This window comes from Bacillus sp. S2(2024), assembly GCF_050474045.1.
GTDB lineage: Bacteria > Bacillota > Bacilli > Bacillales > Bacillaceae_G > Bacillus_A > Bacillus_A yunxiaonensis.
This window is the reverse complement of record NZ_JBFLUS010000005.1, coordinates 237,058-248,994: the sequence shown is the minus strand read 5'-3', so window position 1 is coordinate 248,994 and position 11,937 is coordinate 237,058. Positions and strand designations below refer to the sequence as shown.

Sequence of the window (11,937 nt, the reverse complement as noted above, 5' to 3'; positions counted from 1 at the left end):
CGTGAGTTGGTTATTAAATTTATATGAAACATATGAATCTAATTTAGATCAAGTTGGCGTGATTGAAAAAAAGTATAATAATCAGGAATTTACATTATTGCCCATTTCTCATACAACACAAAATGCGCATATTGAAGTGCAAATAACAGACGCCGGTGAGTTTCATTCAGCGGCCGTCATTGAGAAGAAAGATGCTAATACATTAATTCCATGTACGGAAGACTCGGCAAATCGAGCTGGTTCTAAGATAGCACCTTATCCACTTCATGATAAATTAAGCTATGTGGCGGGAGACTTTGTAGCGTATGGCGGGAAAATCAAAAAAGAAGAGCCTTTTTCATATTACATTAAGCAATTGGAAGAGTGGGCAAATTCTCCATATGCCAATGCTAAAGTGAAGAGTATCTATAAGTATTTAAGCAAAAAACAATTAATTCAAGATTTAGTGGCAGAAAAGATTCTGTATTTAGATGCTAATGGTCATTTAATAGATGCGTGGGATAAAAAGTGTGAGTCTATATATGGAGAAAAGCCAGCCATATTTTCAGTCCTTAGCGGCGAACAGGAAAGTGCCTTTATTCGATTTAATATTTACTCACCGAATGAGGTTTTAACGAAGATTTGGAAAGATAAAGAAATGTACAAGTCTTTCATTTCTTTTTATAAAGAATTACTAGGGGATACAGATATTTGCTATGTAACGGGCAAATTGTTACCAAGCACGGACAAACATGCAAATAAAATAAGAAATGCTGCAGATAAAGCGAAGTTAATCTCAGCAAACGACACAAGTGGTTTTACGTTTAGAGGGCGCTTTAATAAAAGCGATGAGGTTGCAAGTATTGGTTATGAGACGTCTCAAAAAGCACATAATGCCTTAAAGTGGCTGATTAATCGCCAGGGAAAAATAATTGATCAGCGAGTGTTTCTTATATGGGGTAATGATGAACTCGATATTCCGGATCTTACAGATGATACTTTTTCGATCAACCCAATCCCAATTGAAAAAGTAAATAAAATATCCTTTACCAATCAGGAATTTGCTCATGAATTTGCTAAGGCTTTAGACGGCTACCGAAATAACTTATCGATTAAGTCAAATATCAATATTTTAATCATTGATTCTGCAACTACAGGCCGATTGGCAGTACTTTACTATCGGAATATAAATAAAGAAATATATTTAAATAGGCTGGCAGCATGGCATTCAACATGCGCATGGCTTCATCGATATCAAAAAAATGAAGCTGGTGAATACATACAGTTTTACGGCGCTCCAGCTACGAGAGATATAGCATATGCTACGTATGGGCCAAGGGCGAGTGATAAAGTAGTAAAAGGATTGATGGAGCGTTTGCTGCCTTGTATTATAGATGGGAAGAAAATTCCATTTGACATCGTCAGAAGTGCCTTTCAGCGCGCATCAAATCCCGTGTCAATGGAGGGGTGGGAATGGGAAAAAACTCTCAGCATTGCCTGCGCATTAATCAATAAACAGGAGGGGTACAATTTGGCGTTAGATAAAGAAAGTAATGATCGAGACTATTTATTCGGGCGTCTTTTAGCGATTGCGGATGTGTTAGAAAGAAATGCTTTGAATCCAAGTGATTCACGTGCCACGAATGCAAGACGTTACATGAGTTCCTTTTCCCAACATCCAGAAAGAACATGGAGAACGATTCAAGGGGCTCTCCAACCATACCAGGCACGTTTAGGAGAGAAAGTTTGGTATTATAATAAATTAATTGATGAGGTTGGTTCAAAAATCAAAACCGAAGATTTTAATAATAAACCGCTATCTGGTAGATACTTGTTAGGCTTTTATAGTCAGCGACATGAGTTGTATCAAAAAAAGGAAAAGAATGTTTCACTAGATGCAGCAGTAAATAATGGAGAGGAGAATTAAAAATGACAACTTTGGATCATAAAATCGATTTTGCAGTTGTTCTATCTGTTACAAAGGCTAATCCAAATGGAGATCCGTTGAACGGAAATCGTCCGAGACAAAATTATGATGGCTATGGTGAAATTTCTGATGTAGCTATTAAAAGAAAGATTAGAAATCGCCTTCAGGATATGGAGGGATCTATTTTTGTTCAGTCAAATGACAGAAAAGTAGACCAGTTTAATAGTTTAAGGGAAAGAGCAGAGGCGAATGAAGATCTAGTAAAAGCATTAAAATCGAAAGAAAATCCTAGTGAGCAATTTGCTGCACTTGCATGTAAGGAGTGGATTGATGTAAGGAGCTTTGGACAACTTTTTGCATTTAAAGGCGGAGCCGGAAAAGGTGTCTCTGTCGGAGTAAGAGGACCTGTTTCTATTCATACGGCAACTAGTGTTGATCCAATTGACATCACTAGTATGCAAATTACGAAAAGTGTAAATTCTGAGCCTGGGAAGGATAAAGGTTCAGATACGATGGGGATGAAGCATCGTGTCGATTTTGGAGTTTATGTTTTTTATGGAAGTATTAATACACAATTAGCTGAAAAGACAGGCTTTACTAACGAGGACGCGAAAAAGATTAAAAATGCACTTGTTACATTGTTTGAAAATGATGCGTCAGCAGCACGTCCTGAAGGAAGTATAGAAGTACATAAAGTTTGTTGGTGGGAGCATAACTCAAAACTTGGTCAGTACTCTTCTGCAAAAGTACACCGTTTACTGGATATTAAGCGGAATATTGACGAACCAAAAACAATTGATGACTATACCATCTTGGTACATGAATTAGATCGTTTAAAAGTTGAGATCATTGATGGACTATAATGAAGAAGATAGTTATCTAATGTTATCTGGTATTCAACATTTTCAATTTTGTAAAAGACAATGGGCCCTCATTCATATTGAACAGCAGTGGGAAGAAAATGTTAGGACGATTGAAGGACAGCATGTTCATCAAAAAGCTGATCAACCATTTATTAGAGAGAAACGAGGGAACAAACTCGCTGTTCGTGCGATGCCTGTAAAGTCAAATGAGCTTAAAATTACAGGTATTTGTGATGTGGTTGAGTTTATTCAAGATACTAGTGGTGTTGAAATAGCTGGTACTGAAGGAAAATACGTTGCTTATCCTATCGAATATAAACGTGGAAAACCAAAGAACAACGATGCAGATTTATTACAATTAGCAGCACAAGCTATGTGCTTAGAGGAAATGATGCTTTGTGAAATAAGCATAGGGTATATATTTTATAACGAAATAAAACATAGAGTTGAAGTACCTTTAACAATTGATACTAAAGAAAAAGTTAAATCGATTGTCGCAGAAATGCACGAATACTATAAGCGCAAATATACACCTAAAGTAAAGACAGGTCCATTTTGCAAAAGTTGTTCTCTTCAACATATCTGTCTACCGGAACTTATGAGTAAACGGTCTGTGAAAAGCTATATTGAAGGGAAGATTAAGGAATGAAAAAACTTCTTAACACATTATTTATCACTCAACCAGACGTGTATTTATCGTTAGATGGAGAAAACATTGTCCTTCTGAAGGAACAAGAAAAGCTAGGCAGGCTGCCACTTCATAACTTAGAATCTGTTGTCTCTTTTGGCTATACCGGTGCAAGCCCAGCGTTAATGGGCTATTGCGCAGAAAGAGATATTTCATTAGTATTTTTAACAATAAACGGCCGATTTCTCGCGAGAGTGATCGGGCAAAGCAAGGGTAATGTAATTTTAAGAAAGAAACAATATTCTACATCTGAAGATGAAGTGGCATCAGCAAAAATTGCACGTAACTTTATTACAAGTAAAATCTACAATAATAAATGGATGATTGAAAGAATGACGAGAGATTACCCGTTGCGAATCGATGTCACACAATTCAAAGAAGTATCCCAGCATTTATCATCTATTATTCTTGAAGTAAGAAAGTGTGAAAACTTAGAAAGATTAAGAGGTTGGGAAGGTCAAGCAGCTATCAGCTACAATAAGTTAGTCAATCAAATGATATTACAACAAAAAGAGGACTTTTATTTCCATACACGTTCCCGAAGACCTCCATTAGATAATGTAAATGCAATGTTATCATTTGCTTATACACTATTGGCAAATGATACGGCATCTGCACTAGAAAGTGTTGGATTAGATGCATATGTTGGTTTTCTACACCGAGATCGACCGGGAAGAGCCTCTCTAGCTTTGGATGTAATGGAAGAGTTGCGTGGCGTCTACGCAGATAGGTTTGTTTTATCATTAATTAATAAAAAGGTCATGAATAAATGGGATTTTCTAAAAAAAGAAAATGGTGCTGTTATTATGACGAATGAGGCAAGGAAGAAATTTTTAACAGCCTGGCAAAATAAAAAGCATGAGAAAATAACACACCCATACCTAGGTGAGAAGATATCCTGGGGATTAGTACCGCATGCACAAGCCTTATTGTTAGCCCGTTATTTACGTAAGGACTTAGATGAATATCCGCCATTTTTATGGAAGTAGGTGCAGCATTTGCTAGTATTGATTACATATGATGTGAGTACAGTCACTAGTGAAGGACAAAAAAGACTGCGCAAGGTCTCGAAAGTATGTCAGAATTATGGTCAACGCGTTCAAAACTCAGTATTTGAATGTGTTATAGATGCAGCCCAGTTTACAGCTTTAAAAATAGAGCTTGCTACTATTATTGATGAAGATCAGGATAGCCTTAGATTTTATCGTCTAGGTAACAATTATAAGACCAAGGTAGAACATATTGGTGTAAAAGAATCAATTGATTTAGAAAGCCCTTTAATTTTTTAGTGCGAACGTACAGCACACATGAAAATCCAGGTACATTCGCACCTGAATTTTCATGATTTATGATTGAATTTTATGATTTTCTGTATAAGTTTCTTTATTTAATAAAGAAATTAGCGTATTTTTGAACAGAATTTACGTATTTGTCCGTATTTTGAACAAAAATCGCAGTCGCACCTCTTGTAGGTGCGTGGATTGAAATTCATTACCAAAAGGTTGCTATGCATTTGACTTTAGTCGCACCTCTTGTAGGTGCGTGGATTGAAATAAACGCAATGAGTTGTAAAGTAGTAAATCTCTTCGTCGCACCTCTTGTAGGTGCGTGGATTGAAATATACATTAGGTGTTATGGAAGATGGAGAAAGAGGTCGCACCTCTTGTAGGTGCGTGGATTGAAATTATGAAGTATTTTCGAATCGCTCGACCAGCTTCGGTCGCACCTCTTGTAGGTGCGTGGATTGAAATATTTATATGCCACGCTCTATACCACGCCTCTTTGTCGCACCTCTTGTAGGTGCGTGGATTGAAATTATCCGACACAACCACACGTGTTATAACGATCTTGTCGCACCTCTTGTAGGTGCGTGGATTGAAATTCAGCTCCACCTGTTAATGCGGAAATGTCAAAAGTCGCACCTCTTGTAGGTGCGTGGATTGAAATAACTCTCAATGCTATTTGCAGAATTGGAAAAGTAGTCGCACCTCTTGTAGGTGCGTGGATTGAAATATTACAGACACTTAACCTTGCGAAGTCGCCATCAAGTCGCACCTCTTGTAGGTGCGTGGATTGAAATTTCGCAAAGAAGACGACACCGCCCGAAGATGCGGAAGTCGCACCTCTTGTAGGTGCGTGGATTGAAATATATTTGTTACCTCTTTTGAAAATGACAGCAACGGTCGCACCTCTTGTAGGTGCGTGGATTGAAATAAATATGTTAAGGAGGGAATGAATTGGAAAATAAGGTCGCACCTCTTGTAGGTGCGTGGATTGAAATAACTCTCAATGCTATTTGCAGAATTGGAAAAGTAGTCGCACCTCTTGTAGGTGCGTGGATTGAAATACCCTAATCAAATACGAGCTTTTAAAACAGGCGAGGTCGCACCTCTTGTAGGTGCGTGGATTGAAATCACAAAATCCATTGAGGAAGGGCCTTTAATTCAGCGTCGCACCTCTTGTAGGTGCGTGGATTGAAATCTCAAAGACGGGAGCATAAACGATTTTCGGTGTTGTCGCACCTCTTGTAGGTGCGTGGATTGAAATTATTCGTGTAGGTGGTGAATGATATGGGCATAAAAGGTCGCACCTCTTGTAGGTGCGTGGATTGAAATCATGAGTTGTTTGAACTAATTTATAAAGTTATGCGTCGCACCTCTTGTAGGTGCGTGGATTGAAATATTTTGTTGATATTTTTCCAAAAAAATTATAAAATGTCGCACCTCTTGTAGGTGCGTGGATTGAAATTGGAAATGTTGACTTGCCAAGTTGGGCGACTTATGGTCGCACCTCTTGTAGGTGCGTGGATTGAAATCAAACTATTGTGCCCTGAAAACAAAAAATAGTCGTCGCACCTCTTGTAGGTGCGTGGATTGAAATAAATATGCGCCGTCATAAAGATGAAGTGGGTGAGGTCGCACCTCTTGTAGGTGCGTGGATTGAAATAAGTTATAAGCAGTTGAAGGCTTATCCACTTTATAGTCGCACCTCTTGTAGGTGCGTGGATTGAAATATAGAAAAGAACTGGAAAATGCTTTTAGGTATAGGTCGCACCTCTTGTAGGTGCGTGGATTGAAATCACAACTGCATGAACATTCCAGAGACACCGTCAGGTCGCACCTCTTGTAGGTGCGTGGATTGAAATTTCTGAATCATCTTCTTTCTTTGCAAAGAATTGTCGTCGCACCTCTTGTAGGTGCGTGGATTGAAATAGTACTTCGTTTTCTTTCATTAAAAATAAATTGTGTCGCACCTCTTGTAGGTGCGTGGATTGAAATCACTGTACGCCTGCTAGAATGTCAGCCAACTTTTGTCGCACCTCTTGTAGGTGCGTGGATTGAAATATACCTCAAGAATTAATTAATCTAGGTGTAACGAGTCGCACCTCTTGTAGGTGCGTGGATTGAAATTAAAACAGTAACAACGTTAATGCCTGTTCTAAAGTCGCACCTCTTGTAGGTGCGTGGATTGAAATGTTCTTCGACATAATGGAATAAAGAGGTGTGACGTCGCACCTCTTGTAGGTGCGTGGATTGAAATACGCCAAACAGGTTTTTTCCTTCATACGCAAGACGTCGCACCTCTTGTAGGTGCGTGGATTGAAATATTCCACGTCTAACACGCTGATAAAACGTTGCTAAAGTCGCACCTCTTGTAGGTGCGTGGATTGAAATTATAATGACTTAATTCGTCACCTCATATCTATACGTCGCACCTCTTGTAGGTGCGTGGATTGAAATTTTCTAGATCTCGTTGATAATCACCCAATCTTCGGTCGCACCTCTTGTAGGTGCGTGGATTGAAATAATGCAGGTGGTACTCATTTACACTATGCAGATTGTCGCGCCTCTTATAGGTGCGTGGATTGAAATTTTCTAGATCTCGTTGATAATCACCCAATCTTCGGTCGCACCTCTTGTAGGTGCGTGGATTGAAATAATGCAGGTGGTACTCATTTACACTATGCAGATTGTCGCGCCTCTTATAGGTGCGTGGATTGAAATCAGAATATTGGTATCATTATACAGGAGATAGTGGTCGCACCTCTTGTAGGTGCGTGGATTGAAATCTGTTTTCGTGACAGTACTAAAATAAACAGTTAAAGTCGCATCCCTCGTGGATGCGTGGATTGAACTTACCCATACCAGCTACTTATTTAATTAATAAAGCTGATGAAATTACATTTACTTATGTGAATCCAGATTATACAAGTCGAATAGATCCTCAAAACATACTGCAAATAATAAAAAATAAAGAAGCCTAATAGATATGGTGACCCCTACTATGGAATTTATGGTTGGTACTTTCAAATTTGAAACGAGTAGCGTTGATGATGCTCTATTAACGTCTAATGAAGAAATATTCAGATGGTTGGGGAGTTTGTTGTTCTATACCTAGCTTTGAAACTGAATAATAGCGTAGTGTGCAATCACGAAATAGGAGGGTTATCAATTTGTTGAAAACAACTGATTGACTGAAAGTAGGAATATTGCATGTGTATATCAAAAGGCATTTTAGAGTAAATAAGGGGGAAATAGATGTTTAATAATCAAATAGAGTTTGCAAAAGTAATTCGCTTTGATAATAAGGGGTTTTTCACAAAGCCATATAACTCTTCTTGCTTTTATCATGCATTCCCATTTCTTGATGTGGAGATCACAACGTTAACTAATAATAATCAAATTTTAGACAGTGAAAATATGATTATAGAACCTCACTTCAATGACCCTAGTTCATCCGGTTGTTTTGCTTTTTTAAATGAATATAATCCTAAGTTATTCCAAGAAAGTGGTGCCATGTATTTTCGTTCAAAAGATAAGAAGAATACAATGTACTTAAATACAGAAGAAATAATTTGGGTTAGAAATGTAGACCATAGGAATCAACCCTTCTATACTCAATACAATAAGAATTATGTTCATGATGGAAAAAACTATGAATTTTTAGAGTATATAGACATGGTTGATGTAAAATCAAATTGGGTTAGAATGTCCGTAAAACTTGCACTAGAGCGAACAAGGTTATATAAAGAAAACTTCCCTTCTCAAGAAGGGATTCCAGAAAAGATCACGGAATTTTATCTAACAGAGCAACAAGTAAATCGATTAATTAGCCCATTCCATATGTATAAACAACAATTTAAAAAAATGTGTCTACATTTATTTAAGACAAAAAACTTAAAAGAACACTCTAATCAAGACCACACTATACGATAAAACCTAATTTAATTAGGTTTTTTATATTGTCGAATTATAGATTTAAAATAAAGTTACACTGTTTATAAAACTCACTTATATTTTATATCTGTAATATAACTGATATTTATGTATCGTACCTTGTTATCATTATTAATAATTCTTAATTCATTTCTAGATGTATCATAATAATGAATATAGCCCGTTTCCAAATGTATTCTTTCCTGTTTGTGATACGAAATGCCTACTTCAAGATTTTCGGACATCGCCTCACATACAATCTCATTTATAGATTCTAATTGCTGTTCATCTAAAATTGGCATTGGAACGTGACTTTGTCTTTCATACAATTCATTTAGCCCTTCAAATTGCTCCTTTATTGCCGAAAACGGCGTCCATCTCATCATACCTCTATCAATCATGACTGTATTCCTCCTTATGCCTTGTGACCACCAATTTTGTTATTTCTATCACGCTGTGTAGCCCCTTGAATGTAACTTATACCTCTCATAATCGAACTTTTACCATACTTATGACGGATACCATCCATTGTTTTTGCTAATTTCCTTTGAACATCTTTTTTGGAAGTATCTTCAAATAAAGACATTTGTATTGCATCATCCCTAGTCAAATTCTTTAAAGTTATATGTATTTGGCGCACTGGATGCCCAGAATGAAACTTTTTTAACAATTGTAAGCACGCTTCATAAACATCTTCAGTTAAGCAAGTCGGTTGTTCCAAGGTAATTGCTCGTTTAAATCCTCCACCAATATATTTACTGTACCCTATGGAAAGTTCAACCGTTCTACAACATTTATCGATAGATCGTAATCGAAAACAGGTTTCCTCAATCTGTTCTAAAATAAGTAATTTTAATTTATTTAGGCTAAAACAGTCTTCTAATAATATTTGTCCTTTTGTTATTGAAGTACTTTTAGGAATGTATTTATTAGAAATCCGGCTTTCATCAATACCATATGAAAAACGATGTAGATCTTCACCTTTTACTTTGCCAAATCGCTGTATTAAATGTTCTTTTGGCGTTTTTGCAACATCTTTTAAGGAAAATAGACCCATTTTGTGTAGAGCTTCTTGAGTAGCTGATCCGATTCCCCATACTTTTTTAAGGGGCTTGATTTCCCATAATTTTTTTGAAACATCCTCGTATGACCACATCGCAATCCTTGATCTTGAATGTTTACTTTCCACATCTAATGCAACTTTTGCAAGGAATAGATTAGGCGCAATTCCAATGGATGCAGTTATTCCGGTTGTATCATATACCTCTTTTTGAATTCTTTTAGCAATAACAAGGGGATCTCGTCCAAAAAGATGTGCTGTTTGTTGCAAATCTAGAAAGCACTCGTCTATTGAGTAAACATGTAGATCTTCTAATGCTACATATCTCGTATAAATTTCTGTGATTTGATTTGAAACTTCAACAAATCTTCTCATTGTTGCATTCACAATTATGATGCTTGGATCTTTGGGTATTTCGTATAATCTGGTTGCTGTAGAAATCCCTAATTTTTTTAATTCTGGCGTGGCCGCTAATACAATAGATCCATTTCTGTCCGTATCCCCGACAACCGCCAATTTCACTTTTAGTGGATCTAGACCTCGCATCACACAGGCACAACTGGCGAAAAATGAGCAAAGATCTATACAGAATATCATCCGATTCATGCATTTTGAGTAATCAAACATTATTTTACCTCCCAAAAACAGAACGTTTGTTCCTATTATAATCCTTTTATCCCGTGCTATTCAATCCCTTGATGAAAATAAATTGTTTATATTTAATTTATATTACGATACGTGAAATTATATAACCGTTGAATTCAAAGTAACATGATTATATATAGATTTACCCATCAGTGTAATGTAATATTTACTAGAAGGATATTTCTAGAAATTAAGTTTATAAATATTTTTATTAGAGGGGATTAGTATGAAAAAAAAGATTTTAGTAGTAGGGGTACCGCCCCATAGCCATCAACCTAATAGAACGTGTTGCCCCCAAAACGAAAATTTTCTTTGTTTTGAGGAACTATCAACTTAAGATAAGTGTATTTATCCAAAACAAGTAAAAAGAAAAATTTATGTAGCTAGGATCTTAATAACATCTTTCATAATGAAAGATGTTATTTTCTATCTTTACATGTTGTTTCATGATATATGTCGTGTTACGATTTATCTTAGGAGGTGAAAAAATGGACAAAGAAATGATGAAGGGAAGCATTGATATACTTGTACTCTCTATAATTTCTCACCATGATACTTACGGTTATGAAATCATTCAAAAACTTAAAGTACAAAGCAATGACGTTTACCATATGAGTCAAGGCACACTATATCCAGCACTCAAACGAATGGAGCAAAAAAATTTGATTGAATCATACTGGGGAGAATCAGAAAGTGGAATGAAAAGGAAATTTTACCGTATTACTAAGGCTGGAAAGCAGGAACTAGAGAAGAAGCTGGATTATTGGGGACAAATCACTGCACTTATTCAAGCTTGTCAGAAAGGAGAATTCGCATGAAAGAGTTTGAAAATTACATAGAATGTATTGTAAAAAAGACTAATCTAGATGGGGCAGCCCGTGAGGAACTAGCTATAGAATTACTTGATCATCTTATTAGTTTAAAGGAAGAGTATGTTAAACAAGGAATGTCTATAGAGCAAGCAAAACAATTGGCGATACAACATTTTGGAGAACCAGATTCTATTGGAGGGGAGCTTCAAAAATCTATTTTTCCATATGAAAAATTTATAAAGCGTTCTGCATTGTCTCTATTTGTTCCTTATATATTATTCTTTATTTGGTATCAGTACTTAGGAAATAGCGTTGGTCGTGAGTGGTTTCTTGGGATTATTGAGCAATTTTCAAGAAATCATGATGTAATGTGGTTGCTTCGCACTTTTATTGATATTACACCTTTCTATACCCTTTTTCTATATAACATACCTGGTTATTGGATAGCACATGCAGTTAAACCAATTATCTTATTGATTCCATTGGGATTTTTAATTCCTATACTATTTCATAAGTTCCGTTCTTCTAAAGCAGCTTTTATGCTCTTTGTGAAATTAACTTTAAGCATTGAGTTGTTGTATATTGTCATGTTAGTAGGTACTTTTGACACTACTAGTATTATTTTTCATTTGGTTGGCCTCTTAGTTGGATTTATGGGATGGAAATTATTACAGAAACTGCAAGTTAAAAAATCCCTTACACCATCTAATATGAACTATGTGAAGTGAAAATTTTATTCTGATTAAT

10 protein-coding genes and 1 CRISPR repeat array are annotated in these 11,937 nt (G+C 36.3%); of the genes, 8 read left to right on the top strand and 2 right to left on the bottom strand.

The features are described from left to right. Nucleotide 1: 1 nt before the first annotated feature. From cas8c to AB1284_RS26190, 6 genes are all read left to right on the top strand, one after another. Nucleotides 2-1,906 (top strand): type I-C CRISPR-associated protein Cas8c/Csd1, encoded by a 1,905-nt coding sequence (gene cas8c, locus AB1284_RS26215; protein WP_429762075.1) that lies wholly within the window; start codon nt 2-4, stop codon nt 1,904-1,906. A 2-nt stretch (nt 1,907-1,908) separates the two neighbouring features. Further along, a complete protein-coding gene (cas7c, locus tag AB1284_RS26210) occupies nt 1,909-2,769 on the top strand; it encodes a type I-C CRISPR-associated protein Cas7/Csd2 (protein ID WP_429762074.1) in 861 nt (286 codons plus the stop codon). Further along, nucleotides 2,759-3,418: a CRISPR-associated protein Cas4 gene (cas4, locus tag AB1284_RS26205; RefSeq protein WP_429762073.1), complete on the top strand. Its 660-nt coding sequence runs from the start codon at nt 2,759-2,761 to the stop codon at nt 3,416-3,418. The genes cas7c and cas4 overlap by 11 nt, the downstream gene beginning before the upstream one ends. Beyond that, on the top strand, nt 3,415-4,446 hold the full coding sequence (gene cas1c / locus AB1284_RS26200; protein ID WP_429762072.1) for a type I-C CRISPR-associated endonuclease Cas1c: 1,032 nt from the start codon (nt 3,415-3,417) through the stop codon (nt 4,444-4,446). The genes cas4 and cas1c overlap by 4 nt, the downstream gene beginning before the upstream one ends. Before the next feature lie 9 nt (nt 4,447-4,455). Further along, a complete protein-coding gene (gene cas2 / locus AB1284_RS26195) occupies nt 4,456-4,746 on the top strand; it encodes a CRISPR-associated endonuclease Cas2 (RefSeq protein WP_429762071.1) in 291 nt (96 codons plus the stop codon). A 167-nt stretch (nt 4,747-4,913) separates the two neighbouring features. After that, nucleotides 4,914-7,593: a CRISPR direct-repeat array (repeat unit 32 nt; unit sequence GTCGCACCTCTTGTAGGTGCGTGGATTGAAAT). A 402-nt stretch (nt 7,594-7,995) separates the two neighbouring features. Continuing rightward, nucleotides 7,996-8,673 carry a hypothetical protein gene (locus tag AB1284_RS26190; RefSeq protein WP_429762070.1) on the top strand — a complete coding sequence of 226 codons (678 nt, stop codon included), beginning with the start codon at nt 7,996-7,998 and terminating at the stop codon, nt 8,671-8,673. Nucleotides 8,674-8,744: 71 nt separating this feature from the next. Here AB1284_RS26190 and AB1284_RS26185 read toward each other — a convergent pair whose 3' ends face one another. Continuing rightward, nucleotides 8,745-9,074 (bottom strand): YolD-like family protein, encoded by a 330-nt coding sequence (locus AB1284_RS26185; protein WP_429762069.1) that lies wholly within the window; start codon nt 9,072-9,074, stop codon nt 8,745-8,747. A gap of 14 nt (nt 9,075-9,088) precedes the next feature. Further along, the gene (locus tag AB1284_RS26180; protein ID WP_429762068.1) at nt 9,089-10,360 is read right to left on the bottom strand and encodes a DNA polymerase thumb domain-containing protein; all 1,272 of its coding nucleotides are present in this window, start codon (nt 10,358-10,360) and stop codon (nt 9,089-9,091) included. 506 nt (nt 10,361-10,866) lie between these two features. Here AB1284_RS26180 and AB1284_RS26175 point away from each other — a divergent pair. Together AB1284_RS26175 and AB1284_RS26170 are read left to right on the top strand one after the other, a co-directional pair. Beyond that, nucleotides 10,867-11,196, top strand: coding sequence for a PadR family transcriptional regulator (locus AB1284_RS26175; RefSeq protein ID WP_429762067.1), 330 nt, complete (start codon nt 10,867-10,869; stop codon nt 11,194-11,196). Further along, nucleotides 11,193-11,918 (top strand): permease prefix domain 1-containing protein, encoded by a 726-nt coding sequence (locus AB1284_RS26170; RefSeq protein WP_429762066.1) that lies wholly within the window; start codon nt 11,193-11,195, stop codon nt 11,916-11,918. Before AB1284_RS26175 ends, AB1284_RS26170 begins: the two co-directional genes overlap by 4 nt. The last annotated feature ends 19 nt before the right edge of the window (nt 11,919-11,937 follow it).

What these genes read in the sequence shown, in the direction of transcription:
- AB1284_RS26185 (WP_429762069.1), bottom strand. Translation starts at nt 9,074, where the DNA reads ATGATTGATAGAGGTATGATGAGATGGACGCCGTTTTCGGCAATAAAG.
- AB1284_RS26175 (WP_429762067.1), top strand. Translation starts at nt 10,867, where the DNA reads ATGGACAAAGAAATGATGAAGGGAAGCATTGATATACTTGTACTCTCT.
- cas1c (WP_429762072.1), top strand. Translation starts at nt 3,415, where the DNA reads ATGAAAAAACTTCTTAACACATTATTTATCACTCAACCAGACGTGTAT.
- AB1284_RS26180 (WP_429762068.1), bottom strand. Translation starts at nt 10,360, where the DNA reads ATGTTTGATTACTCAAAATGCATGAATCGGATGATATTCTGTATAGAT.
- AB1284_RS26170 (WP_429762066.1), top strand. Translation starts at nt 11,193, where the DNA reads ATGAAAGAGTTTGAAAATTACATAGAATGTATTGTAAAAAAGACTAAT.
- cas4 (WP_429762073.1), top strand. Translation starts at nt 2,759, where the DNA reads ATGGACTATAATGAAGAAGATAGTTATCTAATGTTATCTGGTATTCAA.
- AB1284_RS26190 (WP_429762070.1), top strand. Translation starts at nt 7,996, where the DNA reads ATGTTTAATAATCAAATAGAGTTTGCAAAAGTAATTCGCTTTGATAAT.
- cas7c (WP_429762074.1), top strand. Translation starts at nt 1,909, where the DNA reads ATGACAACTTTGGATCATAAAATCGATTTTGCAGTTGTTCTATCTGTT.